Genomic DNA, 25,350 nt, shown 5'->3' with positions numbered 1-25,350 from the left:
TCATCGGGACCCGGCGATCTCACCGGTCACGCCGGCGACGGTCGGGGTGTCGATGAACAGCTCGAAGGACAGCTCGACGCCGTACCGGTCGCGGACCCGGGAGATGATCTGCGTGATGGTCAGGGAGTGACCGCCGAGGTCGAACAGGTCGTCGTCCGGCTCGATCTCGTCCACGCCCAGCAGCTCGCGCCAGATCGCGGTGACCTCGGCGGTGATCTCCGCGGTGGCGTCCGGGCCGACCCCGGAACCGGTGACGTCCGGGCCGACCCCGGAACCGGTGACGTCGGAGCCCGCGGTGGAGTCCGTACCCGCCGCCGCCCCGGCCGCCGTCTCCCCGTCGGCCGCCTTCCCGTCGGCCGCCTTCCCGGCGGGGCCGGGGACCGCCGGGGCCGCGACGGCGGGGCCCTGTACCCGGGGCGGCAGCGGCAGCTCGCCGAGCGGGGCGTCGGGCCGGGCCGCGGCGCCGCGCAGCAGGGCGACGAGGTCCGCCGCGACGCTCTCGCATCCGGCCCGGCCGATGGCCCGGGGGTTGAACAGCAGCCGCGCCGAAAGGCCCTCCGGGGCGTCCACCACCTGCAGGTGCAGGGTGTTGCGGACCGCGCCGTTGAACATCGCCCAGTCCACCGAGGAGTCCAGGCCGTCGAAGGCGGGGGCGGGGCCGGTGCGGCGGCGGTAGCTGACCGAGACGGGGGCGAGGGCGCTGCGCGGGCTGATCCCGCCCAGGGCACGGGCCAGCGGCACCTCCCGGTGCCGGTAGACGGCCCGCAGTTCCTCGCGCGTCTCCCGGGCGAACCCGGCGAACGTGCCGTGCGGCGCGGACACCACGGGAAGCTCGTTGACGAACGGCCCCACGTGGTCGCGGGTCCCCTCCGTCCGGGTGGACAGGTCCGCCGCGACCGCGACCCGCTTGTTGCCGTAGGCGTGCAGCAGCACGTGCAGGGCGGTCATCAGCGCCTCGAAGCGGGTGACGCCCAGCCCCTCGGCGACGGCGGCGAGGCCGGAGCCGAGCGCGGCGGCGTCGAGGCCGGCCGTCTCACCGGGGGCGGCGCGCAGCGACGGGGCCACCAGGCCGGGCAACAGGACCTCCCGGTCATCGTGCCACCGTTCCCGCCAGAACTCCGCGGCCGCGGCGAGCCCGGCGTCCACCCGGTCCTGCTCGGCGCGGGCGGCCTCGCCGTACGGCACCGCCAGGGGCGCGAGGGCGCGCCCGCCGTAGGCGGCGGCCAGGTCGGCCAGCACGACGTCCTTGGACATGCCGTCGAAGACGGCGTGGTGGGCGACGAGCAGCAGCAGGTGCCGTTCGGGCGCGAGCCGGGCCAGGGTGAACCGGGCCGGCGGGCCGGCCTCCAGGTCGAAGGGCCGGGCGATCTCGGCCTCGACCAGCTCCGCCGCGGCGGCCTCGGCGGCGTCGGCGGTCTCAGTGGTCCTGATGGTCCCGGTGGTCTCGGCGGTCCTGGTGGTCTCGGCGGTCCCGGCGCCGCCGGTCAGGTCCGTGAAGCGGGCCGGCGGGGGCGTCCGGCCGGGGAGCAGGCGCAGCAGCCCGTCCCGCTCGGTCATGGCCGCGGCCAGCACGGGGTGGCGGGCGGCGACCGCGGCGCAGGCGGCGAGCATCGCGTCCACGTCCAGCGGCCCGTCCAGCCGGACGGCGAGGGGCATGGCGTAGACCCGGCCGCCGGCGCCCGCGCGCTCGGTGACCCACATGCCGTGCTGTGCCAGGGACGCCCGGTCCCATTCGTCGACCAGGGGTGCCGTCATGTCTTGCCTTCCGTGCGAGCGGTCGCGGCGGCGTCGAACAGCCCCCGCAACTCCCTTTTGATGACTTTTCCTGACTGGTTCCTGGGCAGGGTGTCGACGACGAGCACCCGTTCGGGGATCTCGTGCCCGGCCAGGCGTTCCGTCAGGAAGGAGCGCAGCCCGCTGCCGGTGAGCCCGCCGGAGCGCGGGACGACGGCCGCGGCGATCGCGGTGCCGAGCACCGGGTGCGGCAGGCCGACCACCGCGGCCTCCGCGACGTCCGGGTGCTCGTAGAGCGCGGCCTCCACCTGGAGGGTCGAGACCTTGAACGCGCCCGACTTGACCACGTCGCTCTCCCGGTCCAGGAGGTGGAGGTAGCCGTCGGCGTCGAGGCGGCCGAGGTCGCCCATCCGCACCCAGCCGTCGCGGAACGCCTCGGCGTCGGCCCGCTCGTCGCGGTAGTAGGAGCGGGGCGCGGTGGGCGAGCGCATCCAGACCTCGCCGGCCTCCCCCGGCGGCAGCGGCTCGCCGTCCGGGCCGGCGATCCGCAGCGAGCCACCGAACGCGGGCCTGCCCAGCGCCCCGGGCCGGGACGGGTCGTAGATCATGATGGTCTGGGCGGGCGCGGCCTCGGTGGAGGTGTAGTAGTTCGTGATCGTGGCGTTGGGGAACGCCTCCGCCAGCCGCGCCGCCACCGCCGGGGGCAGGGCCGAGGCGGCCGACCCCAGCAGCACGACGCTCGACAGGTCGCGGCGGGTGTGCAGGCCGGTGTTGAGCAGCTCGATCGCCATCGCCGGGACGACGAACACGGTGCCGACCCGGTGGGTCTCGATCAGCCGGGTGAACCGGCCCGGGGTGAACCGGCCGAGGGTCAGCACCGCCGGGCGGGCGTCGAGGGCGTTGAGCAGCATGGTCTGCCCGGCGTTGGTGCCGATCGGGAAGGCGTGCAGCAGGTGGCGCGAGTGCCCGAACCTGCGGCGGTTGGGCCGGGTCTCGCAGCCGTGGGCCAGGTTGGCGTGGCTGGCGGCCACACCCTTGGGCAGGCCGGTGGTGCCGGAGGTGTAGAGGATCTGGGCGAGGTCCCGCGGCCCGACCTCCACGTCCACCGGCCCGGTCGCGTCCCCCTCCAGCTCCGCCGGCCGGAGGACGCGGTGGTCGCCCGGCGGCGGCGTGAGGTCGCGGCCGGTCACGACGGCCGAGGCCGCGCAGTGCCCGAGCATGTGCCGGACCTCGGCGGGCGCGAGGCGTTCCGACAGCGGGACGGCGACCGCCCCGGCCCGCTGGACCGCGCAGTAGGCGACGGCGAAGTCCACCCAGTCCCAGCCGCCGAACAGCAGCCCGACCCGGTCGCCGTGCCGTACCCCCCGGTCGAGGAGGCCGTGCGCGACGGCGTCCGCGCGTCGGTCCCACTCGGCGAACGTCATCGACCCGCCGCCCTCGACGACCAGCGCCTCCCGGTCCGGGTCCTGGGCCGCGCGCAGGCGCAGCATCTCCGGCACCGTCCCCGGGGCCGGTACGGCCGGCGCGCCCGCCGTGCCCGCCGCTCTCACCGCGTCCCCTCGGCCACGTGGCCGACCAGCAGCGGGAAGCTGTCGAGGTGGGCGGCGCCGCCGCCGAGGTCGAGGACGACGTCGAACTCCTCCTCCACCGCGTCGATGAGGCGCAGCAGCGCGAGCGAGGTGACGCCGAGCGCGGACAGGGAGGCGCCGGGGGACGCGCCGGCGGTGAGGACCTCCGCGGGCGTGACCCGGCCGTCGCAGGCGTCGGAGATCATCCGGGCCAGCCGGGCGGCGAGCCCGGCGTCCGCGGGGTCCCCGGTCCCACCGGCATCCCCGGCGGCGCCGGTGCCCGCGAGGCCGTCGGCGTGTCCCGTCTCCCCCGCCGCGCCGGCGTCCGCGAGGTCCCCCGCGTCCCCGGCGGCGGTGTCCCGGGCGGTCATGCCCGTGCCCGCCGGAGGCTGAGCGGGCGCATGTCCGTCCACACCTTCTCGATGTGGGCGAGGCAGTCCTCCCTGGGCCCCTCGAACCCCTCGGCCCGCCAGCCGTCGGGCAGCTCCCGGCCGGCGGGCCAGACGGAGTACTGCTCCTCATCGTTCAGCACCACGAGGAAACTCATGCGATGACCTCTTCTTCCTTCTTCTCCGTCTTCTCGGTGTCCGACGCGGCGGCGTCCGCGGCGTCCACGGTGTCCCTCTCGGCGTCCGGCACGGAACCCGTACCGGTGGCCGTACCGGAGCCCGCGCCGGGGTCCGTCCCGGCCGCGCTTCCGGCCGCGCTTCCGGCGGTGTTTCCGGCGGCGCGGGCACGGCTCCGCACCGCCTCAAACCCGACCAGGTCGTCGGGGAGCGCGTCCGGCACGTCGGTGTCGAACCGCGCCAGCACCCGCACCCGCATCGCGGTCAGCGCGACGGCCGCGATGGCGAGGCCGAAGCAGGCGTACATGAACCCGATGCCGCGGCCCTCGCCGGTGCCGATCAGCGCGCCGACGGTGCCCGCGAGCGGCCCGCCGGGCGCCAGCAGCGGCTCGAACACCTGCCCGGCGTACGGCGCGACGAGGCCGAAACCGATGGGCAGCGTGGACCAGGCGACGAGGGTGTTGAGCGCGATGACCCGGCCGTGGAACCGCTGGGGCACCTTGACCTGGATGATCGTGGCGTAGACGCCGTTGAGCAGGGTCAGGCAGAGCGACATGCCGAACGCGCCGGCCGCGATCAACGGCAGGCTCGCCCGCAGGCCGGTGAGCACACAGAACACCGACAGGGCGAGCGTGGCCAGCAGCACACCGCGCAGCCGCCGGCGGCGCGGGCCGCCCCAGGCGGTCATCGCGAACCCGCCGAGGAAGACCCCGAGGCCGCCGAAGAACGAGACCCGGCCGACGTCGTCGAGCCCGGCGAACGACAGCACCAGCGGGGAGATCATCAGGAACAGCGGCGACAGGAAGACGTTGAGCACCGCGAAGAACAGCAGCATGCCGCGGAAGCCCGGGTTGCCCCACGAGTGGCGGACGCCGTTCGCCATCTCGGCCATGACGCTCTCGCGGCGGCGCCACGGCATGCCCGCGGGGAACCGGACGAACAGCAGGACGCCCGTGGCCACCACGTAGCTGACCACGTCGATGGCGAGGATGCCGCCGAGGCCGATGACCGCCATCAGGCCGGTCGCGATCAGCGGCACGACGAGCTGGGCGGTGCCGGTGGCCATCTGCACGACGCCGTTGGCGTGGCCGAGGAACCGCTTGGGGACGAGCTGCGGGATCGCCGAGCCGTAGGCGAAGCGCTGGAAGGTCAGCGCGACCGACAGGCAGGCCAGCAGCGGGTAGATGTGCCAGACCTCCAGGTTGCCGGTCCACAGCAGGACGCCCAGGATGAGCTGGGTCCCGCCGGCGGCGATGTCGCCGCCGAGCATGACCTTCCGCCGGTCGTGGCGGTCGACGATGGCCCCGGCGAGCGGCGCCACCAGCATGCCGGGCACCAGTCCCAGCACCGCGAACAGCGCGAACTTCGCCAGCGAGCCGGTGGTGAGGTAGATCCAGATCGGGATGGCGAACTCGGTCAGCGCCGACCCGGTGATCGACACGAGCTGCCCGACCGCGACCAGCAGGAACCGCCGCATGCTGGGCCGCGGCGACCGCTGTGCGGCTCCGGTGGCGCCGGCGCCCTCGCCGTGGATGAGGCGCAGCGCGGGCCCGCGGTCCCCCGGCCCCCGCCCGGAGGCCGCGCCGGGTCCGCCGGCCGCGTCCGTGCCGCCGGGCCCGCCGAGGTCCCTGAGGCCGCCGTCGCCCGCGTACCCGGTCTCCTCCGCCGGGGCGGCCGGTCCGCGGAAGCCCTCCAGCCACCAGGTGGACCCCTCCGTACGGCGCAGCGCCGCCTCCCGCCCCTCGGCCAGGGCCCGGTGGGTGCCGGTGAGGATGTCGGCCAGCTCCGCGGCCCGGTACTTGACGAAGAAGTGCCCGGCCTCGTCGAGCACCACGCAGGCGGCCGTGTCCGACAGCCGCAGCCACTCCAGGTAGCGCTCCTGGTAGAACTCGGCGGCCGGGTCCCGCTCCCCCACGACCGCGATGACGGGCGCCGCCAGCGGCTCGCGCTCCTCCTCGAACAGGCGGGTGAAGTAGCGCTCGGCCGTACGGGTGCCCTTGCGGCGGTTGGCGATGATCAGCTTGAGCTGGTCGCGCTCGAACTCCTCGACGTCCAGGCCGGCCGCGGCGAGCGCGTTGATCCGGCCCTGGTCGGAGGTCAGCCGGTCCATGAGGTCGCCGAACCGGTCCAGGCCGCGGCCCGGCCTGGCGAAGGGGAACACCCCGCCGAGGTAGATCGCCTCGACGGGACGGCCGGCCTCCTGGAGGAGGCGGGCGATCTCGGCGACGAGCATGACCCCGAGGCCGCAGTGGCCGTAGAGCACCAGCGGGCCTTCGACCCCGGTGAGGATCTCCTCGGCGCACCCGCGTGCCACCTCGTCGAGGGGGCGGGCCTCCTCGCCCAGTTCGTGGCCGGGCACCGCGACGGAGTACAGCGCCCAGTCGCCGGGCAGCGCGTCGGCCAGCGGCTGGTAGACGACCGCGCTGCCGCCGCCGAACGGCACGCACACCAGCGTCGCGGTCGTGGCGCGGGCGGGGGTGAGCCGGTGCAGCAGGCCGCGCGGCCCGTCGTCGCCGGCCTCCAGCAGCCGGGCCAGGTCGGCGACCGTCCGGTGCTTGAACAGCTCCAGTACGGTGACCGGCCGCCCGGGGACCTCCCGGCGCAACCGGGCGACGACCCGCATCGCGAGCAGGGAGTGGCCGCCCAGGTCGAAGAAGTCGTCGAGCGCGCCGACCCGTTCCAGCTCCAGGACGTCCGCCCAGATCGCGGCGACCGTCTCCTCCGCCGGGGTGCGGGGCGGGACGAACCCGGCGGCCGGGGCGTCGGCCCCGGGGTCGGGCAGCCGCGACCGGTCCACCTTGCCGTGGGACTTCAGCGGCAGCTCGTCCAGCCACACGTAGCGGGCCGGGATCATGGGGTCGGGGAGCCGGTCGGCCAGCCACGCGCGCAGCTCCGCCGCCCCGGCGGGCACGGTTCCGCCCGGATCGGCGGTCCCGGCGGCCCCGGCGGCTTCACCGGTCCCCGCGTCCCCGGCGGCCCCCGCGCCCCCGGCGACCTCCGCCACCAGGTAGGCGACCAGCCGCCCGCCCCGCAGCTCCACGACCGCGTGCGCCACGCCCGGGAAGCCGGTGAGCACCGCCTCCACCTCCGACAGCTCCACCCGGTAGCCGCGGATCTTCACCTGGAGGTCGCGGCGGCCGAGGAACTCCAGGTCGCCGGTGGGCAGCCAGCGGCCGAGGTCGCCGGTCCGGTACATCCGGGCGCCGGGGCCTCCGTCGGGGTCGGGCAGGAACCGGTCGGCGGTCAGGCCGGGCCGTCCCAGGTAGCCGCGGGCCAGCCGGTCGCCGCCGAGGTGGATCTCGCCGGGGACGCCGACCGGGACGGGCCGCAGGTTCGCGTCCAGCACCCGGACGCGTGCCCCGGGCAGCGGCGAGCCGATCGGCAGCGCCGTACCGGCCTCCGCATCCGTCCCGGAGCCGGCGTCCGCGGACGGTCCGTGGGCGGCGCCGGGCGCGGCGGCGCGGGCCGGTTCGACCGCGTGGGTGGTGACGCCGACCGTGGCCTCGGTGGGGCCGTAGTGGTTGACCACCCGGCACCGCCCGGCCGCCGCCAGCTCGGCGGCCCAGGCGCGCGGCGCGGCCTCGCCGCCCAGGATCAGCAGCTCGGAGGGGAGCAGCTCGTCCATGGGCGTGTCGGCCAGCAGCGCCGCCAGGTGGGACGGGGTGATCTTCAGGTGGCCGACGCGGTGCTCGCGGAGGTAGGCGGCCAGCTCGGGCCCCGCCGTACGGGACGGGACGAGGTGGAGCGTGCCGCCGGTCATCAGGCACAGGTAGAAGACGGTCACGCCGAAGTCGAAGGCGAGCGACTGCAGCAGCGCGAACACCCCGCCCGGCTCCACCTCCAGCCGCTCCCGCGCCCCGGCGAGGTAGACCGCGACCTGCCGGTGCTGCACGGCGACGCCCTTGGGCCGCCCGGTGGTGCCGGAGGTGTAGATGACGTAGGCCAGGTCGCCGGGGGTGACACCGCTGTCCACCGGCCCGGGGTCGGGTCCGCCGGGGTCGGCGGGATCGATCGCCGGCAGGTCGCCGGGCAGGCGGTCGCGCAGCTCCGGCACGGTGACGACCGCCCGCGCGCCGGCGTCGGACAGCACGTAGGCGAGCCGTTCCGCGGGGTGCTCGGGGTCCAGCGGGAGGTAGGCGGCCCCGGACTTCAGCACGCCGAGCACCGCGACCGCGAGGTCGGCCGACTGCTCCAGGCAGATCGCGACCCGGTCGTCCGGGCCCACGCCGAGCCGCCGCAGCGCGTGGGCCAGGTGGCCGGCGCGCCGTTCCAGCTCGGCGTAGGTGAGCGAGACGTCCCCGGCGACGACGGCGACGGCGTCCGGGGTGCGTCCGGCCTGCGCGGAGACGGCCTCGTGCAGCAGGCCGTCCCCGGCGGGCCCGGCGGGGGCCGAGCCGCCGAACAGCTCGACCCGGCGGCGCTCGTCCGGCGGGAGCAGCTCCAGCTCGGAGATCCTCGTGTCCGGATCGGCGGCGGCGGACCGCAGCAGGGTCTCGAAGCAGGCGGCCATCCGCTCGACGGTGTCGGGGCGGAACAGGGCGGTGCTGTAGGTGAGGTTGCCGCGCAGCCCCTCGGGGGTCTCGAACAGGTACAGCGCCAGGTCGAAGCGGCTGGCCGAGGTCTCGACCGGGAAGGCGGACATGGTCAGCCCGGGGGTGCGCAGCGGCGCGGACCGGTAGTTCTGCAGCGCGAACATCACCTGGAAGACCGGTGAGCGGCTGACGTCGCGCTCCACGGCCAGTTCGGTGACCAGCCGGTCGAACGGCAGGTCCTGGTGGGCGTAGGCGTCGAGCGCGGTCTCCCTGACCCGGTCGAGGAGTTCGGCGAACGTGGGGTCGCCCGCCAGGTCGGCGCGCATCGGCAGCGAGTTGACGAACACGCCGACCACGCGCTCCAGCTCCGGCAGGTTCCGCCCGGAGACCGGGGAGCCGACCGCGAAGTCCTCCTGCCCGGCGTAGCGGCCGAGCAGCACCTGGAAGGCGGCCAGCAGCGTCATGTACGGCGTGGCCCCGCGCGCCCGGCCGACCTCGGCGACCGCCTCGCTGAGCTCGGGGTCCAGCGCGAGGCCGTGGGCGGCGCCCTCCCAGCGCTGCTCGGCGGGCCGGGGCCGGTCGGCGGGCAGTTCCAGCGGTGGCAGCCCGGCCAGCTTCTCCCGCCAGTAGCCGATCTCGCGGTCGTGGTCCCGGCCCGCCAGCCAGCAGGCGTAGTCGCCGTACTGGAGCGGCGCCGGCGCGAGGCCGCTCTCGCCTCCCCGGCGGCGGGCGTCGTGCAGGGCGAGCAGCTCCTCCATGACGATGTCGCAGGACCAGCCGTCGGTGACGGCGTGGTGCATGGTGAGCAGCAGCACGTGGTTGCGCGGGGCGAGCCGGACCAGCAGCGCCCGCAGCAGCGGGCCGCGGGCGAGGTCGAAGGGCCGGGCCGTCTCCCGGTCCACCGCGGCGAGGTCGTCGGTGACGGTCAGCTCCGCGGCGGGCGTCCCGTCGATCACGACGCCGGGCCCGCCGTCCTCGGTGGTGACCAGCCGGGTGCGCAGGCTCTCGTGCCGGGCGGCGACGTCGGTGAGCGCCCCGGCGAGGGCGTCCTCGTCGATCTCGCCCTCCAGCCGGGCCGCGAACGCCACGGTGTAGGCGGCGGTGCCCGGGGCGTACTGCTCCAGGAACCACAGCCGCTCCTGGGCGGGGGACAGCGGCGGCACGGTGTCCGGCGGGCGCGGCGGGACGGCGGCGGCGACGGCCCGGCCGCCCAGCCGCCGGGCCAGCAGCGCCTGTTTGGCCGGCGAGAGACTGGCGTGCGTCACCTGAGACCTCCGTGCTCAAGGGGGAAGGGGAACGGTGCGGCGTTCCCCGGCGGCGGAGTGGGAGGAGCCGCCCTTCCGGGCGGTTTCCATGACGGGCCGCCGGACCGGACGGCCCGGTCCGGGGACGTGTTCGCAAGGACGGGTGCGGCGCGGGTGTCCCCGTCGCCGAGGGGTGCGGGCGCTCGGCGGCACGGGTGCCGGTCCGGGCACTCCGCGGGCCGATCGGGCCGCGATTGGTGGGAGCGTTCCCACGGGGAAGGCTAGGGATCGCCCGGGAATGCCGTCAAGGTTTCAGGATTGTTTTCAAACTGTCAGGAGTGCGGAATGCTAGTTGTTATGGTTTTTTCCGCAGTTAAGGGCGATTTATCCCGCGACACCCTTTCAATGGGACCCCTTTCCTGATTGACACGGACCGGGCCGACTCCTACGCTCCGCTGGGAGCGCTCCCATGCCGATATGCCATTTTCGCGGCCGAGCGTGTCGTCCGGCCGCCGACGCCAGGAGCGCCCACGTGACCGTCACCGTCCCCGCGCCCACGGGCACCACGCCCTCGGGCGCACGGAGAACACCACCGCCGCCGGAGCCGGAGGACCTGGAACTCCTCCTGCTGATCCGGCACTTCGAGCTCACCCTCCTCAGGCTCTTCGAGGCGGGTGAGCTGAGCGGCACCACCCACACCTGCCTGGGCCAGGAGTACATCCCGGTCGCGCTGTCGCGGCTGCTCGGCGACGACGACTTCGTGCTCAGCAACCACCGGGGGCACGGCCACTTCCTGGCCAGGCACGCCGAACCGTACGGGCTGCTCGCGGAGATCATGGGCCGCGAGGGCGCGCTCTGCGCGGGCGTCGGCGGCAGCCAGCACGTCTACCACCGGCGCTTCCTCTCCACCGGGGTCCAGGGCGAGAGCCTGCCGGTGGCGACCGGCGTGGCGCTCGCCCTCAAGGGCACCGGCGCGCTGGCCTGCGCCTACATCGGCGACGGCACCTGGGGGGAGGGCGCGGTCTACGAGGCGCTCAACATGGCCCAGCTCTGGCGGGTCCCGCTGCTGGTGGTGGTCGAGCACAACGGGATCGCCCAGTCCACCCCGACGGCCGCGCAGATGTCCGGCCGCGTCGCCGCCCGCGCCGCCGCCTTCGACGTGCTGCACCACCGCGTGACGTCCCTGGAGGTCGGCGAGATCCGCACCGAGCTGGCGCCGCTGGTCGCCATGGTCCGCCAGGACTCGCGGCCGCTGGTGGTGGAGTTCGCCACCCACCGGGTCGGCCCGCACAGCAAAGGCGACGACACCCGCGCCCCCGAGGAGATCGCCCTGGCCGCCGCCCACGACTGGTACGACCGCTACGCCCGGCTGTTCCCCGAGCCCTTCGCGCGGATCGACCGCGAGCGGCGCGAGCTGGTCGAGCGGATCGCGGCCGAGGTCACCGCCCGGCCGCCGTCGGCGTGGGAGCGGCCGTGACCCGCGTCTCCGAGCACCTCAACCACGCCCTGCACGACCTGATGGAGACCGACCCGGACGTGCACCTGCTCGGCGAGGACGTCTCCGACCCCTACGGCGGCGCCTTCAAGGTCACCCGGGGGCTGTCCACCCGGTTCGGTGACCGGGTGCGGTCCACCCCGCTGAGCGAGGGCGCGATCGCCGGGGTCGGGGCCGGGCTCGCCCTGGCCGGGCGCAAGGCGATCGTCGAGATCATGTTCGCCGACTTCGTCGCGCTCGCCTTCGACCAGATCGTGAACTTCGCCGCCAAGTCCACCGCCATGTACGGCCGGCCGGTGCCGATCCCGCTGGTCGTCCGCTGCCCGTCGGGCGGCAACCGCGGCTACGGCCCCACCCACAGCCAGAGCCCGCAGAAGCACTTCATCGGCGTCCCCGGGCTGTCGCTGTTCGAGATGACCCCGTTCCACAACGCGGGCGAGCTGTTCGCGCGGATGTTCGCGCTCGGGCGGCCCTGCCTGTTCTTCGAGGACAAGGTCCTCTACACCCGGCGGATGTACGAGGGCGGCGTGGTGGACGACCTGTTCCGCTACGAGGTGGCCGGGGACGTCGCCCGGGTCCGCCTGGACGGCGTGGCCGAGCCCGACTGCGCGATCGTCGTCCACGGCGGCATGGTCCACCGGGCGCTCGACGCCATGCGCCTCCTGCTGCTGGAGGACGACATCGCCTGCGAGCTGCTGGTGCCCGCCCGGCTCCACCCGCTGCCGGAGCTGCCCGGCCTGGAGCGCGCCCGGCACGTGTGCGTCGTGGAGGACGGCAGCGAGGGCGGCACCTGGGGAGCCGAGGTCGCCCGGGTGCTGCACCCGCGGCTCTGGTCCTCCCTGCGCCGGCCGATCACCCTGCTCAGCGCGGCCGACAGCGTCATCCCGGCAGCGCCCCACCTGGAGCGCGAAGTCCTCGTCCAGCCCGCCCGCATCCGGGACGCGATCGTGGAGGCCCTGTCTTGATCGAGATCCGGGTACCGAAGCTGAACAACAACGACGCCGCCTACCTGCTGGTGGAGTGGACCGCCGAGGACGGCCAGGCCGTGCGGGGCGGCGACCCGCTGGTGGTGCTGGAGACGTCCAAGGCGGCCGAGGAGCTGACCGCCGAGGCCGACGGCACGCTGCTGCGCCTCCTGGCCGAGGGCGCCGAGTGCGCGCCGGGCCAGGTGATCGCCCGGCTGCTCGGCGAGGGCGAGGAGCCGGGAGGCCCGGCCGGAGCGGGGTCCTCCGGCCGGGCACTCCCCCCGGCGGATCCCGCCGGGGCCGGACACCGGGAGGCGGTGGGGGCCGGCGGCGTCCGCCCGGACGGCTCCGGCGGCCCCGGCGGCTCGGTGGCGGACGGCATCCGCGCGGACGGCGCCGGTGGCTCGCGGGACCCGGAGGGGGTCGTCATCACCGAGCCCGCCCGGCGGTTCATGGCGGAGCACGGCATCCCCGCCGGGCGGGTGCTGGCCCTGGGCAGGAAGCTGGTCCGGCGGGTCGACCTGGAGCCCCTCGTCGCGCCGGGCGTCGTGCCCGCCTCCGCCGCATCCGCTCCCGGACCGGAGGGAACCGGGCAGACCGGAGCCGGGCGTACCGAAGCCAGGCAGGATGAGGCCGGGCAGGCCGGAGCCGGGCCGGACGAGGCCGGGCTGATCGGGCTCTCGCGGAACCAGCGGCGGGTCGCCGAGGTCGTCGAGCGGTCGCACCGGGAGATCCCCGCGGCGTTCACCGCGGTGCGGGTCGACGTGACGGAGGCGCTGGCCCACGCCCGCCGGGAGACCCGGCGGGTGCGCGCCCTCGTCGGGCTGCCCGAGCTGCTCGTCGGGGCGACCGGCCGGTTACTCGACCGCTTCCCCCTCTTCTTCGCCGCACCCGTCGACGGCCGCCGCGCCCGCCCGGCCTCCTCCGCCCATGTCGGCGTGACCGTGGACGTCGGCGGGGGGATGTTCGTCCCGGTGGTGCGGGACGCGGGGCGGCGCCCGCTCGGTGAGGTCGCCCGCGACCTCACCCGGTTCCGTGAGACCGCGCTGAACGGCGTGTTCCGCGAGCGGGACCTCTCCGGCGGCAACATCACGATCACCCTGCACACCGACGCCGCCGTCGTGGCGGCCACGCCCATCGTGTTCCCCGGCCAGATCTGCGCGCTGTCGCTCACCGCGCCGCGCCCGGAGGTGGTGGCGGAGCGCGGCGGGGGCTTCGCCGTACGGAAGGTGATCACCCTGGGGCTGGCCTACGACCACCGGTTCGTCAACGGCCGCGGTTCGGCCGAGTTCCTCGGCGCCCTCCGGGCCGCCCTGGAGGCCCCGGAACCCCCTGAGATCACAGAGACCACGGAGGACGGCGGCCCGGCCGCGTGACCGGCACACCGGCCTCACGTTCCGCCGCTCCGAACCCCGGCCCCACCTTCGCGACGGCCCGCGCCACCATGTGACCGGAAGAGCACAATGGGAGAACTATAAGTAAAGTTTATTAAAAGAGAGCACTGACGACGCAGGTCGGAAAGCATAACTTCCGGTCAATGACCCGTGGGGGGCGGGATCGCAGCGTACGTCCTCACCCCGGAGGTGACTCTCCCGATGTCCTCACGCCTGCGCACCGGCCTCGCCGCGGCCGGCGCGTCACCATAATCCTGCAGCGCGAAGACCTCGCCCTTCAGGGCGGGAAGGAAACGCGGCACAGCCGGGCACCAGGAACTTTCCTGATTCGCCAGCGATGGTTCGGTTACGTTCGGCAATGTTTCGGGTGTGTCCCGCTACCGGTTGCAGCCCACCCCCGCTCAGGAGGCGGCGTTGGCCGGGCACTGCCGGCACGCCCGGTACGTGTGGAACCTCGCGGTCGAGCAGCACTCCTTCTGGTGGCTCGGACGCGGCGGCGCCCCGGGGTTCGCCGCCCAGTGCCGCCGGCTCACCGAGGCCCGCGCCGTCTACCCGTGGCTGGCCGAAGGGTCGATCGTCGTGCAGCAGCAGGCGCTCAAGGACTTCGCGCAGGCGAGGGCGAACTTCTTCGGCGGTACTCACAAGCGGCCCACCTGGCGCAAACGCGACCGCAACGAAGGCTTTCGGATCGTCGCGGTCAAAGCCGAGGACGTGCGCCGCCTGTCGCGCCACGTCGGCGAGGTGCGCGTCCCCAAGGTCGGGTGGGTGCGGTTCCGCTGGTCCCGGCCCGTCCCCGCGGGGGTGAAGTCCTACCGCATCACCCGGGATGCGGCCGGGCGCCGGCATGTCGCCTTCGCCGCCATCCCTCGACCGATCCCCGCTCCAGGTAACGGCGAGGTCGTGGGCGTGGACCGGGGCGTAGTGGTCTCCGCGGCGCTGTCCACCGGCGAGCTGCTCACCGTCGCTCCCCTGCGGCAGACCGAGCAGAAGCGGCTGGTACGGCTGGAGCGCAGGCTCGCCCGCGCCAAGCCCGGCTCGGCCCGGCGGGCGAAGGCCAAGGCCGCCCTCGCCCGCCTTAAGGCCCGCCGCAAGGATCGGCGTAAGGACTGGGTGGAGAAGACCAGCACCGATCTGGCCCGCCGGTTCGACGTCATCGCGGTCGAGGACCTCAAGATCGCCGCGATGACCCGATCGGCCCGCGGCACGGCCGAGAAGCCGGGCCGCGGGGTGCGACAGAAGGCCGGGCTGAACCGCGGCATCCTGGCCAATGGCTGGGGTCTGCTCGTCACCCGCCTGGAGGACAAGGCGCCCGGCCGGGTCATCCGGGTCGATCCGGCGTTCACCGGTCGGCGCTGTTCGGCGTGCGGGTTCGTGGACCGGAGGGCGCGTGAGAGCCAAGCGCGCTTCCGGTGCCGCTCCTGCGCTCACGCCGGGCACGCCGGGCATGCCGATGTGAACGCCGCACGCAACATCGCACACGCGGCAGGGCATGCCGTGGCCGCGCGGGAAGGGCCCCGGGTCACCGGGCCGGTGCACCGCGAACCTCAGCCCGCTCTCCTCATCGCGTAGGAGAACGGGCTGGAATCCCCCGCCTCTTCAGGCGGGGGAGGATGCCAACACGAAGCTGTACGACACGCTCAAGACCGCCGCGCCGTACGGCGCCGCCCGCGCCAAGGTGAACGTGCCCGCCGAGAAGCTCGACGCGCAGGTGGAGATCGGCGGGTTCCCGGTCGGCCACAGCAACTACCCGATCACCGGCAAGCTGAAGATCACCAACAGGTCGGCGACGACCATCCCCGGCGGCGCCGAGTTCCAGTGGGACTACGCCAGCTCCGCCCCCGGGACCGCCAGGGACCAGTCCGGCTACGGCCTCACCGTGATCAGCAGCGAGCACACCGCGAGCAACAACATCGGCGGCCTGAAGGGCGACTTCAACCGCGTCTCGTTCAAGCTGCGGGCCTCCGAGCCGCTCGCCCCCGGCGCGTCGGTCACCATCGACTACGTCTACTACCTGCCCGCCCCGACCCCGGCGAACTTCACGGTGAGCTTCGGCGGCAGGACCTACGGCCTGACCGCCGACTACGCCCGCGGCGGCGTGGTCGTCAACCCGACGCCGACCCCGACCGGACCGACCGGCGGCACCGGCGACTGCACCGCTCCCGCGTGGTCGGCCACCCAGGTCTACACCGGCGGAGCCAGGGTGTCCCACCGGGGCAGGCAGTGGGAGGCCAGGTGGTGGACCCAGAACAACGAGCCGGGCACCGGCGACACCTGGAAGGACCTGGGTGCCTGCTCCGGCGCCACCCCCCACCGCGACCCCGACGGTGACGCCGACCGTGACCCCCACGGCGACCCCCACGGCGACCCCCACGGTGACGCCGACCGCGACGCCGACCGTGACCCCCACGGCGACGCCGACCGGCGCCTACCCGGCGTGGAAGGCCGGAACGGCCTACACGCCCGGCGTCCGGGTCACCCACGCGGGCGTCGGCTACGAGTGCCGTCAGGCGCACACCGCCGTGGCGGGCTGGGAACCGCCGAACGTCCCCGCCCTCTGGCTGCGGCTGCCCTGAGGCCCGTCCGACGGTCCGGAGCGGCGGGGTCGGAACATGACGGATGCCGAGGTGAGGCCGGCGAGGTAGCGGCCGGCGACCTCGTGTGAGGATCGAAGGACCGCTGCCGTGCCGGTGACGTGAGCGTCACCGGCACGGCAGCGGTCGTTCAGCGGGTGGTCTCCTCCGTTCGGCGCGGCAGGTCGACCCGCCCGGCGCCCTGCTCGTACACGCTGAAGCCGTCGTCCTTGGCCGTGGACGTCAGCGCGGACTCGGGCAGCGGCCCCTTCCAGCGGTCGCGGGCCGCTCGGTTCACCGGGCGGGGGCCGGTGATGGGACCATGGCGGGGTCATGCAGAACCCAACGGAAGGTCACGACCGGTGAGGCGGCTACTCACGGTCCTGCTGCTCGCATGCGCCGCGCTGCTCGGCGTGGTCGCCCCCGCGCAGGCCCACAACATCCTGATCGGCAGCGATCCGAAGGACGGCGCCCGGCTCTCCGCCGGGCCCGAGCGGATCACACTGACGTTCGACCAGTCGGCGCGGCAAGGCTTCGCGCAGATCAGCGTGACCGGGCCCGACGGGTCCCGCTGGGAGGACGGCGCGACGACCGTGAACGGCCCGAAGGTCGGCGTGGCCCTCAAGCCGCTGGGCCCGGCCGGTGAGTACGCCGTGGGCTATCGCGTCCTGTCCTCCGACGGCCACCCGATATCCGGGAAGATCACTTTCACCCTGACCGCCGCCGGGCCGGACGCCGCCGCCTCACCGCAGGCGGTCTCCTCCGCGTCCCCCGGCTCCCCCGGGTCCGCGGATTCCGGCGCCTCCCCCGCGTCCCAGGGCTCCGCCACGCTCGGTTCGCCCGAGCTGAGCGCCCAGGCCGCCGAGGCCGCGCAGAACGGCGGCGCCGGGATGGCGGTGCTGTGGATCGCCGCGGCGCTCGTCCTGCTGGGCGGGGCCACCGTGGTGGCGATGCGCCGTGCCGGCGGGCGGGAGGGGCAGCGATGACCGCGTCCTCGGAGACCGCGGGAACCGCGACGGCCTCCGGCGCCGGGAGGCCCGAAGAGGCCGGCACGGCCCGGAAGCCGGAGAACGCCGGGGAGACCGGGCGGGCCGTGGAGACCCCGGGGACCGGGGGGCCCGCCCCGCGGGCGCGCACGGCCCGGCGACTGGTCACCGGCGGGTTCGTGTCGGGAGCCGTGCTCGCCGTGCTGGCCGCGACGGCGCTGACCGCCGAGGAGGCCGTACCCGGCATCCCGCTGCCCGGACCGCTGGTGGAGTACGGCCTGCCGGTGCTGCGGGTGCTGCTGGACCTGGCGGCCGTGGCGGTGGTCGGGCTGAGCGTGCTGCCCCGGCTGCTCGGCTTCGACGACGAGGAGCGGACCGAGCCGGTGCTGCGCCGCGCCCGGCCGGCCGCGGTGACGTTCGCCTGGGCGTGGGCGGTGCTGGCGCTGGCCGTCATCGTCTTCCAGACCGCCGAGCTCAACCCGGGGACCGTCCCCACCCCGCAGATGATCGCCGAGTACGTCAACGACGTCGGCGCGGGCCAGGGGATGCTGTTCAGCGCCGCCTGCGCGCTCGCCTACGCCGGGATCGGGCTGCTGGCCGTACGGTTCGGCGAGAAGGTCCCCGCCGAACTGCGGATCGTGATCGCCTTCTTCGGGCTGCTGCCGATCCCGGTCACCGGCCACGCCGTCGACTCGGTCTGGCACGACCCCATCATGATCTCGATGGAGCTGCACGTGATGGGGTCGGCCGCGTGGACCGGCGGGCTGATCGCCGTCATCGCGCTGGTCGCCGCCGACCGCGAGCTGCTGGCCCGGACCCTGCCGAAGTTCTCCAGGCTGGCCACCCTGGCGCTGGTCCTGGTGACCGTCTCCGGCCTGGTGAACGGCCTGGCCTCGATGGCGCTGACCCGCGGCGTCGAGCTGCCGGACGCGATTCTCACCAGCGACTACGGCCTGCTGGTGGTGGCCAAGACGGTGTGCGTGGCGCTGCTGATCCCGTTCGCCGCCCACATCAGGTTCCGTCTGCTGCCGCGGGTCGCCGCGCGGCAGCGTACGGCGGTCGTCGCCTGGGCGGCGGCCGAGATCACCGTGATGGGCCTGGCCTACGGCGCCGCGGTGGCGCTGACCACGGCCTCCATGTCCTGAGCCTTCGGCCGGCGGCGCCGCGTGAACCACTCGGCGCCCAGCCACAGGGCGGCGAGCAGGACGCCGCCGGCCAGCATGGTCGTCGGCGGCACCAGGGGCGGGGAGGTGAACAGCGCGTTCTGCACCCGCAGCGCCTGGTCGAGCACGACGGTGACGCCGAGCGCGCCGACCACCGCCCGGACCACGGGGATGGGGATGAGGAACGCCAGGTCGACGGCGACCGCCCCGGCGATCAGGAAGACCGGCACCGCCGAGTGGGGGAAGCCGGCGACCGCGAGCAGCGGCCAGATCAGGGTGCGGTAGGCGACGTAGGCGGCGGCCACCGAGGTCGCGGCGAACATCCGGCCGATCATCGCGCGGGCGACGATGAGCACGATCATGGCGGCGCCCGCCGCGTAGAGCGGGTACACCGCGTCGGGCACGGGCAGCGTGAAGTTGGCCATCATCACCCGGTCCACCGGCCGGCCCATCTGGTCGGCGGCGAACTGCAGCAGGATGGGCTCGGCCTCCGGCTTGCCGCGGTCCCAGGCGGCCAGGCCGAACACGCCGTACTCCTGGTGCTGCGCCGGGAACCAGACGTTCTCGAAGAGGAAGACGAACAGCGCGCCGAGGACGGCCGTCCGGGCCCGCCCGGCGGGGGCTCCCATGAACCAGCCGCGGATCACCCCGCAGATCATGAAGAGCGTGCCGATGTAGAGCAGCATGTGCGACGGGCTCCACGAGGTGATGTCGAGCCCGTTGACGCGGTGGTTGATCAGGTCGAGGGGCACCGCGAGCAGGAAGACGCCGGTGCCCCAGCCGATGAGGCGCTGGGCCAGGCGGTCCACGCCGTAACCGGTGTAGAGGTGAACGACCGTCAGCGCGAGGGCGACGGCCGTGCCGACGCTGTTCAGCAGGTGCGGCGGCGCCAGGTCGTCACGGAGCCACTTGAAGTGCCAGGAGACGTCCCAGGAAGCGCCGAGGACCTTGAAGGCGAACGCCACCAGCCACCCGGTGTACAGGACCCTGAACAGGTCTTCCGGGGTCTCGCGACCCGCCGGCCCCCGGGTCCACAGGGGCAGCGCCCACTCCACGACCGGAGTGGCTCTTCGTTTGAGGCTCTGGACTGACTTCACGCGTCGAAATGATGCCCGTGCCCGGCCTGGCTCCGCAATCGGGGACATCCCTTAGCTTGTCGTCCAACGTCCGGTCTTCGCATTCGCCCTGGCCGACGCCGATAGTGATCGATCGCGCATAGAGAGCTGTGGCGGTGAGGCCATGCCGATCCGGGAGACGGTCGGCGGCCGCCGACCCATCGTCGACGTGGCCTACCGATCAGCGCGGGCGGCTGAGGGCGACCTCGGCCAGATCCGTCCACTTCTCGGCCGAGGAGTGGGGCACGACCACCCAGTCCTTCACCACCCTGCCCCGCCCCGAGGGGTCGAACAGAGACGCCCCGGGCAGCTTGAGCGCGGCCGCGTGCTCAGGAGTGTCCCTGACCAGCCGGAACACCATCGCGCCGTCGCCCTGCAGGCTCGCGAACACCTTCCCCGCCTGATCTTTGAGCGCGGGACTCCCCATCATCCTGGAGGTCCGCACACCCAGGTCGGCCAGCTCGGCGCCGACCTGCTTGAAATCCTCTTCCGCGCTCATCGTCAGTCGGTCCCGAACTCCATGGTGACGTGGTCGAGCGACTCGTCGCGACCGGGGCTCTTCCCGAGTGACGTGATCGCCTCAGCACCGCCTTCCGGCGGCACGGCGATCAAACTAGCCGTCCCGGCGAAAACGATCAAGACCGGATGCGGGGCGCCGGACGGCCCCTCGATCGGGCCGCGCGGCGGGAACCGGCGGTCGGACAGGACAGGGACGGGTTCGGCGGGCGCGCTACGGTGCCCCGGTCAGGCGCAGACGGGTGCGGGACGGAGCCGACGGCGGCAGCGCGGCGACGATGTCGGCGAGCGAGGTCGCGGCGAGGCTGCGCCGCCAGGCCCGGTGGGCTTCGGCCATCTTCTCGGCGAGGATGCAGGGGGTCCGGCATTCTTCGGCGGGCAGTGCCCCCCGTCCCTGCTGACGGATCTCGCGGCACTCGTACGGCGAGGACGCGCCGTCGACCGCCTCGACGAGCTGCAGAAGCGTGATCTCGGAAGCGGGCCGGGCCAGCCGGAACCCACCGCGCGGGCCGGTCGTCGCGGCCAGCACGCCGGCCTTGACCAGCGCCTGCAGTTGCTTGGCGAGATAGGCCGCGGGCAGGTCGAAGTACTGGGCGAGCTGTGCCGCCGACGCGGTGTCCCCTGACTTGAGCTGCGCCAGCGACGCGGCGCAGTGCAACAGCCATTCCGTGCTCACGGGCAGCTTCATGACCCCGATCCTATCGGAGACATTGCGGATCTATTTAGTCCGAGATAATATCCGGCGGCAGCGGATAGACAGAGGAGAGATCACCATGCCGACCGTGCGAGTCGCCGTCGCCGGAGCGACCGGGAACATCGGGGCCCTCACCGCCACCGCCCTGGAACGGGCCGGGCACCACGTCATACGCGTCAGCCGTTCACTCGGTGTGGACCTGACCACCGGCGACGGCCTCGACGCCGCACTGACCGGCGTCGAGGTCGTCGTGGACGCCACGAACTGCACGGCGACCGACCGGGACGAGGCGGTGGCGTACTTCGGCGCCACCACCCGGAACCTGCTCGCCGCCGGGGAGCGGGCCGGCGTCCGCCACCACGTGCTGCTCTCGATCGCCGGCGTCGACCGCGTCGAGGGCAACGCGCACTACGCCGGCAAGCGCGAGCAGGAACGCCTCGTGGCCGAGGGCCCGGTGCCGTGGACGATCGTTCCGGCCACCCAGTTCCACGACTTCGCCGCGATGGTGACGAGCTGGACCGAGCGGGACGGCGCCGCCACCGTCGCGCCGCTGCTCATCCAGCCCATCGCGCCCGAGGACGTGGCGGACATTCTCGCCGAGATCGCCGTGGGCGCGCCTCAGGGGCGTCACCCCGAGATCGCCGGCCCCGAGCCGCAGGACCTGGTGGACATGGCCCGGCGCACCAACGACGCGCGCGGCCGCGTGGTCGAACTCGTGCCGACGTGGTCGTCGCTGTTCGGCCCGGAGATGGCCGGTGAGGTACTGCTGCCCCGCGCGGGCGCCCGCATCGCGCCGACCACCTTCGACGAGTGGCTCGCGAAGCAGCGATAGCCACCGGGCGACAGCCGCCCCGCCGCGTCGCCTTTCACCGCGATCGCGGCGGGTGGTACCGCTTCGGGCCTCCCGCGGAACTTCCCGGACGGCGTCTCAGCGGGCTCTCAGCGGGCGTCGGTAAGCTCGCGGGATGCAACGAAGGACGGTCACCTGGATCGCGGCGGCGGTCGTGCTGGTCATCGGTACCGCCGCCTGGCTGCTGTGGCCGTCCGCGCCGCCGGTACGGGCCCAGGACCGGTGGATCACCGTGACCGACGGTCCCCGCGACGACCAGCGGGTCAGGCTCGACACCAGCTTCTTCCCGCCCGCGGGCGGCGGCCGGGCGCCCGCGGTACTGCTGGCCCACGGTTTCGGCGGCAGCAAGCAGAGCGTCCGGGAGGAGGCGGCGCGGCTGGCCGGAGAGGGCTACGCCGTCCTGACGTGGTCGGCCCGCGGCTTCGGCCGCTCCGGCGGGCAGATCGCGCTCAACTCCCCCGACTACGAGGTCAAGGACGTACGGCAGCTCGTCGACTGGCTGGCGCGGCAGCCGCAGGTCCTGCTCGACGCCGCGGGCGACCCGCGCGTCGGCGTCGCGGGCGGGTCCTACGGCGGGGCGATCGCCCTGATGTCCGCCGCCCACGACCCCCGGATCGACGCGATCGTCCCGCAGATCACCTGGTACGACCTGGCCGACGCGCTGTTCCCGGACGCGGGCGGCGGCGGGCCGGAGAACGGCGTGTTCAAGCGGATGTGGGCCGGGCTGTTCTTCAGCCGGAGCGGCCCGGAGCCGCGGTCCGGACCGGGCGGCCCCGGCCTCACGGGCGGCGCGGACGACCCCGGCGACCCCGCCGTTTCCGGGGACTCCGGCGACACGGCCGGTTCCGGCGGTCCGGCCGGTCCCGGCGGTTCCGGTGACCCCGCCGGGACGGCCCCCGCCGTCCCAGCCACCGCGCAGGACGTCCGGTGCGGCCGGTTCCTGCCGGAGATCTGCGACATGTACCAGCGGGTCGCCGAGAGCGGCCGGGCCACGCCGGAGGCGGTCGGCATCCTGCGCCGTTCCAGCCCGGTCTCCGTCCCCGGGAGGATCAAGGTCCCGACGCTGCTGCTCCAGGGGCTGAGCGACTCGCTGTTCCCGCTCGGCCATGCCGACGCCAACGCCAGGGCCATCGCCGAGACGGGCGCGCCGGTCGGCGTCGCCTGGTTCGACGGCGGCCACGACGGCGGCGACGGCGAGGCCGACTGGCTGCACGAGCGGACCCTCGGCTGGTTCGACCGCCACCTGAAGCGGACACCCGGCGCGGGCGATCCCGGCGCCGCGTTCACCGTCACCCGCGACGGCGGCCGCGACCCGGGCACCCGGCGCCCGGTGCAGCTGCACGCCACCGCCGCCCGCTACCCCGGCCTGTCCGGTTCCGAAAGCGCCACGGTGCCGCTGCGCGGCGCGGAGCAGCCGGTGGCCAACCCGCCGGGCGGCTCCCCCGCCTCGATCTCCACCATCCCCGGGTTCGGCGGGCTCGCCGGGCTCGCGGGCGGCGCGGGCGGACTGGGCGGACTGGGCGTGTCGGCCGACATGCCCGGTCAGAGCGCCGTCTTCGACTCCGCGCCGCTCACCGCCCCGCTCCAGGTCACCGGCTCGGCCACCGTGAAGGTGCGGGTCCGCCCGGCGCCCGGCGCGGAAGGGGGGAAGACCTCCTCCGCCCCGGCGGCCGGGGACGAGGTGACGCTGTTCGCCAAGCTGTACGACGTCGCGGACGGGCAGGCGCCGGTGCTGCCCGAGGGGCTCGCCGCCCCCGTCCGGATCACCGTCCCGGCGGACGGCGCCGGAGAGGCCACGGTGCGCCTGCCGGCCGTCGACCACCGCTTCGACGCCGGACACCGGCTGCGCGTCGCGTTCACCACCACCGACCTCGGCTACAGCACCCCGGCCGAGCCGGCCGTGCACGTCGTCGGGCTGGCCTCGCCGTCGGTGACGGTGCCGACCGTCACGGCCCTGCGGACCCCCGCGACGGGCCCCGCCTGGTGGACCTGGGCGCTGCCGCTGGCCTCCCTCGTCGTCGCGGCGGTCCTGGTCCTCACGGGCCGGCGGCGCGGCGCCGCCGACCACGACCCGGCCCTGAGCGACGTCCCGCTGCGGATCAGCGGCCTGACCAAGGCGTACGGCAACGGCGAGCGGGCCGTGGACGACCTGTCCTTCACCGTCGGGCAGGGCCAGGTGCTCGGCCTGCTCGGTCCCAACGGCGCGGGCAAGACCACCACCCTGCGGATGCTGATGGGCCTGATCCGCCCGGACGGCGGCGAGATCCGGATCTTCGGCCACCGGGTGACGCCCGGCGCGCCGGTGCTGTCCCGGCTGGGTTCCTTCGTCGAGGGCCCGGGGTTCCTGCCGCACCTGACCGGCCGGGCCAACCTGGAGCTGTACTGGCGGGCCACCGGGCGTCCCGCCGAGGACGCCCGCTTCGCCGAGGCCTTGGAGATCGCCGGGCTCGGCGGCGCGCTGGACCGGGCGGTGCGCACCTACTCCCAGGGCATGCGCCAGCGCCTGGCCATCGCCCAGGCCATGCTCGGCCTGCCCGACCTGCTGGTCCTGGACGAGCCCACCAACGGCCTCGACCCGCCCCAGATCCGCGAGATGCGAGAGGTCCTGATCGCCTACGCGGCGCGGGGCCGTACGGTCATCGTCTCCAGCCACCTGCTGGCCGAGGTGGAGCAGACCTGCAGCCACGTGGTGGTCATGCGGCGCGGGCGGCTCATCGCGGCCGGGACGGTCGGCGACCTGCTGGCCGGGCAAGCCCCGGCCGGCGGCGCGGGCGCCCGACTGGAGGACGTGTTCCTGGACCTGATCGGGGAGAAGGCATGACCCGGGGAGAGACCGTGAACGGCTCCGCACCCGCCGCGGCGGGACCGCCCGCCGCGGACGGCTCCGCCCGCGGGTACGCGGCCCGGCGCACGCTGCCGCTGGCGGTGGAGGCCGTCCGCCAGCTCAGGCGGCGCCGCACGATGGTCGTGTTCGGCCTGCTGCTGGCGCTGCCGTGGGTCCTGGTGGTGGCGTTCGAGCTCGGCGCCGGGTCCGGGCGGCGGGGCGCGGCGACGCGCGTCTCCGACCTGGCGACCGAGGGCGGGCTGAACTTCGCGGCGTTCACACTGTCGGTGTCGGCGAGCTTCCTGCTGGCCGTCGCGGTGGCGCTGTTCTGCGGTGACACCGTGGCCGGGGAGGCGAACTGGTCCTCGCTGCGCTACCTGCTTGCCGCCCCCGTCCCGCGTGACCGGCTGCTGCGCCAGAAGGCGATCGTGGCGATGGGTTACTCGACGGCGGCGGTGGTCTGCCTGCCGGCGATGGCGCTGCTGGCCGGGACCCTCGCCTTCGGCTGGCACGACGTGCGGGTGCCCGGTACCGGCGAGACCGTCGCGGCGGCGGACGTGCTGCCCCGGTTCGCGGTCGTGGTCGGCTACGTGCTGGTCAGCCAGCTCGTGGTGGCGGCGCTGGCCTTCTTGCTGTCGGTCTCGACGGACTCGCCGCTCGGCGCGGTCGGCGGGGCCGTCGGCCTGGTGATCGTGAGCACCATCCTGCAGGCGGTGGAGGCGCTCGGGGCGCTCCGGGAGTTCCTGCCGACGTTCTGGAGCACGGCGTGGATGGACGCGCTGGCCCCGCAGCCCGACTACGGCGGCATGGTCAAGGGGGTGGCCGTCTCGGTCTCCTACTCGGTGATCCTGGTCGCCGTCGCCTTCCGCAGGTTCCGCCGCAGGGACATCGTCTCCTAGCCGGGCCTGGTCAGCCCCGCCGCCCCACTCCCCGGCGGCGCCCGACCCCGGCCGCGAGGATGCCGCCGAGGTGCAGTGGTCCGGATGCTTCACCCCGGTCGGGGTGAGCGACGGCGGGGCGGTCGACCTGTTCACCGGCATCTACCGCGACGGCCTCGAAGCCCTGCACGACGCGCCGGCGGGCTGAGCCCCCGGGCCCGGACGACGATCCCGGCCCCGCTTTTCTATTGTCACT

Annotated in this window: 19 protein-coding genes and 1 pseudogene; 11 read left to right on the top strand and 9 right to left on the bottom strand. The window is 74.6% G+C overall.

Annotation, left to right across the window (positions count from 1 at the left end):
• From HDA43_RS27665 to HDA43_RS27645, 5 genes are read right to left on the bottom strand one after another with little or no spacing between them, the layout of a single operon-like run.
• A complete protein-coding gene (locus HDA43_RS27665; protein WP_179826862.1) occupies positions 1–1,755 on the bottom strand; it encodes a condensation domain-containing protein in 1,755 nt (584 codons plus the stop codon).
• Entirely contained in the window at positions 1,752–3,284 is a 1,533-nt protein-coding gene (locus tag HDA43_RS27660; RefSeq protein ID WP_312873574.1) for a class I adenylate-forming enzyme family protein, read from the bottom strand. The genes HDA43_RS27665 and HDA43_RS27660 overlap by 4 nt, the downstream gene beginning before the upstream one ends.
• Positions 3,281–3,673, bottom strand: coding sequence for an acyl carrier protein (locus tag HDA43_RS35465; protein ID WP_246424741.1), 393 nt, complete (start codon positions 3,671–3,673; stop codon positions 3,281–3,283). The genes HDA43_RS27660 and HDA43_RS35465 overlap by 4 nt, the downstream gene beginning before the upstream one ends.
• Positions 3,670–3,849 carry an MbtH family protein gene (locus HDA43_RS27650; protein ID WP_179826860.1) on the bottom strand — a complete coding sequence of 60 codons (180 nt, stop codon included), beginning with the start codon at positions 3,847–3,849 and terminating at the stop codon, positions 3,670–3,672. The genes HDA43_RS35465 and HDA43_RS27650 overlap by 4 nt, the downstream gene beginning before the upstream one ends.
• Positions 3,846–9,665 carry a non-ribosomal peptide synthetase/MFS transporter gene (locus HDA43_RS27645; protein WP_312873573.1) on the bottom strand — a complete coding sequence of 1,940 codons (5,820 nt, stop codon included), beginning with the start codon at positions 9,663–9,665 and terminating at the stop codon, positions 3,846–3,848. The genes HDA43_RS27650 and HDA43_RS27645 overlap by 4 nt, the downstream gene beginning before the upstream one ends.
• Positions 9,666–10,176: 511 nt before the next feature.
• On the opposite strand from HDA43_RS27645, the gene HDA43_RS27640 reads away from it, so the two are divergent.
• The 6 genes and pseudogenes from HDA43_RS27640 (at position 10,177) to HDA43_RS36780 (ending at position 16,071) form a co-directional block, all read left to right on the top strand.
• Complete coding sequence (locus HDA43_RS27640) at positions 10,177–11,121, top strand: thiamine pyrophosphate-dependent dehydrogenase E1 component subunit alpha (protein WP_312873572.1); 945 nt, start codon at positions 10,177–10,179, stop codon at positions 11,119–11,121.
• Entirely contained in the window at positions 11,118–12,104 is a 987-nt protein-coding gene (locus HDA43_RS36545) for an alpha-ketoacid dehydrogenase subunit beta (protein ID WP_179826849.1), read from the top strand. Before HDA43_RS27640 ends, HDA43_RS36545 begins: the two co-directional genes overlap by 4 nt.
• Positions 12,101–13,480 (top strand): 2-oxo acid dehydrogenase subunit E2, encoded by a 1,380-nt coding sequence (locus HDA43_RS27630; RefSeq protein ID WP_179826847.1) that lies wholly within the window; start codon positions 12,101–12,103, stop codon positions 13,478–13,480. The genes HDA43_RS36545 and HDA43_RS27630 overlap by 4 nt, the downstream gene beginning before the upstream one ends.
• A gap of 387 nt (positions 13,481–13,867) precedes the next feature.
• Positions 13,868–15,067, top strand: a complete 1,200-nt coding sequence (locus tag HDA43_RS27625; protein WP_179826845.1) for an RNA-guided endonuclease InsQ/TnpB family protein — start codon at positions 13,868–13,870, stop codon at positions 15,065–15,067.
• Positions 14,988–15,719: pseudogene (locus HDA43_RS36785) on the top strand (chitinase C-terminal domain-containing protein); the annotation flags it as partial. The gene HDA43_RS27625 and the pseudogene HDA43_RS36785, both read left to right, overlap by 80 nt.
• Before the next feature lie 64 nt (positions 15,720–15,783).
• Positions 15,784–16,071 carry a carbohydrate-binding protein gene (locus HDA43_RS36780; protein WP_376770531.1) on the top strand — a complete coding sequence of 96 codons (288 nt, stop codon included), beginning with the start codon at positions 15,784–15,786 and terminating at the stop codon, positions 16,069–16,071.
• Positions 16,072–16,219: 148 nt separating this feature from the next.
• Here HDA43_RS36780 and HDA43_RS27615 read toward each other — a convergent pair whose 3' ends face one another.
• Positions 16,220–16,366 carry a hypothetical protein gene (locus HDA43_RS27615; protein WP_179826843.1) on the bottom strand — a complete coding sequence of 49 codons (147 nt, stop codon included), beginning with the start codon at positions 16,364–16,366 and terminating at the stop codon, positions 16,220–16,222.
• Between the two features lie 64 nt (positions 16,367–16,430).
• On the opposite strand from HDA43_RS27615, the gene HDA43_RS27610 reads away from it, so the two are divergent.
• Together HDA43_RS27610 and HDA43_RS27605 are read left to right on the top strand one after the other, a co-directional pair.
• Entirely contained in the window at positions 16,431–17,054 is a 624-nt protein-coding gene (locus tag HDA43_RS27610) for a copper resistance CopC family protein (RefSeq protein WP_179826841.1), read from the top strand.
• Positions 17,051–18,199, top strand: coding sequence for a CopD family protein (locus HDA43_RS27605; RefSeq protein WP_179826839.1), 1,149 nt, complete (start codon positions 17,051–17,053; stop codon positions 18,197–18,199). Before HDA43_RS27610 ends, HDA43_RS27605 begins: the two co-directional genes overlap by 4 nt.
• On the opposite strand, the gene HDA43_RS27600 is transcribed toward HDA43_RS27605, so the two are convergent.
• The 3 genes from HDA43_RS27600 to HDA43_RS27590 form a co-directional block, all read right to left on the bottom strand.
• Positions 18,157–19,314, bottom strand: coding sequence for a hypothetical protein (locus HDA43_RS27600; RefSeq protein WP_179826837.1), 1,158 nt, complete (start codon positions 19,312–19,314; stop codon positions 18,157–18,159). The genes HDA43_RS27605 and HDA43_RS27600 overlap by 43 nt on opposite strands.
• 199 nt (positions 19,315–19,513) lie before the next feature.
• Positions 19,514–19,831: a hypothetical protein gene (locus HDA43_RS27595; RefSeq protein WP_179826835.1), complete on the bottom strand. Its 318-nt coding sequence runs from the start codon at positions 19,829–19,831 to the stop codon at positions 19,514–19,516.
• Between the two features lie 231 nt (positions 19,832–20,062).
• Positions 20,063–20,536 (bottom strand): RrF2 family transcriptional regulator, encoded by a 474-nt coding sequence (locus tag HDA43_RS27590; RefSeq protein ID WP_179826833.1) that lies wholly within the window; start codon positions 20,534–20,536, stop codon positions 20,063–20,065.
• A gap of 85 nt (positions 20,537–20,621) precedes the next feature.
• Between HDA43_RS27590 and HDA43_RS27585 the strand changes: the two genes are divergently transcribed.
• The 3 genes from HDA43_RS27585 to HDA43_RS27575 all read left to right on the top strand — a co-directional run bounded on the left by HDA43_RS27585 (position 20,622) and on the right by HDA43_RS27575 (position 25,115).
• Complete coding sequence (locus HDA43_RS27585; RefSeq protein ID WP_218912659.1) at positions 20,622–21,374, top strand: SDR family oxidoreductase; 753 nt, start codon at positions 20,622–20,624, stop codon at positions 21,372–21,374.
• A gap of 133 nt (positions 21,375–21,507) precedes the next feature.
• Positions 21,508–24,213, top strand: coding sequence for a CocE/NonD family hydrolase (locus HDA43_RS27580; protein ID WP_179826831.1), 2,706 nt, complete (start codon positions 21,508–21,510; stop codon positions 24,211–24,213).
• Entirely contained in the window at positions 24,210–25,115 is a 906-nt protein-coding gene (locus HDA43_RS27575) for an ABC transporter permease (RefSeq protein ID WP_179826829.1), read from the top strand. The genes HDA43_RS27580 and HDA43_RS27575 overlap by 4 nt, the downstream gene beginning before the upstream one ends.
• Positions 25,116–25,350 lie beyond the last annotated feature (235 nt).

Source organism: Streptosporangium sandarakinum (assembly GCF_013409935.1).
GTDB classification, from domain to species: domain Bacteria; phylum Actinomycetota; class Actinomycetes; order Streptosporangiales; family Streptosporangiaceae; genus Streptosporangium; species Streptosporangium nondiastaticum.
Note: the sequence above shows the minus strand (reverse complement) of the source record. Positions and strands in the feature narration are given on the sequence as shown.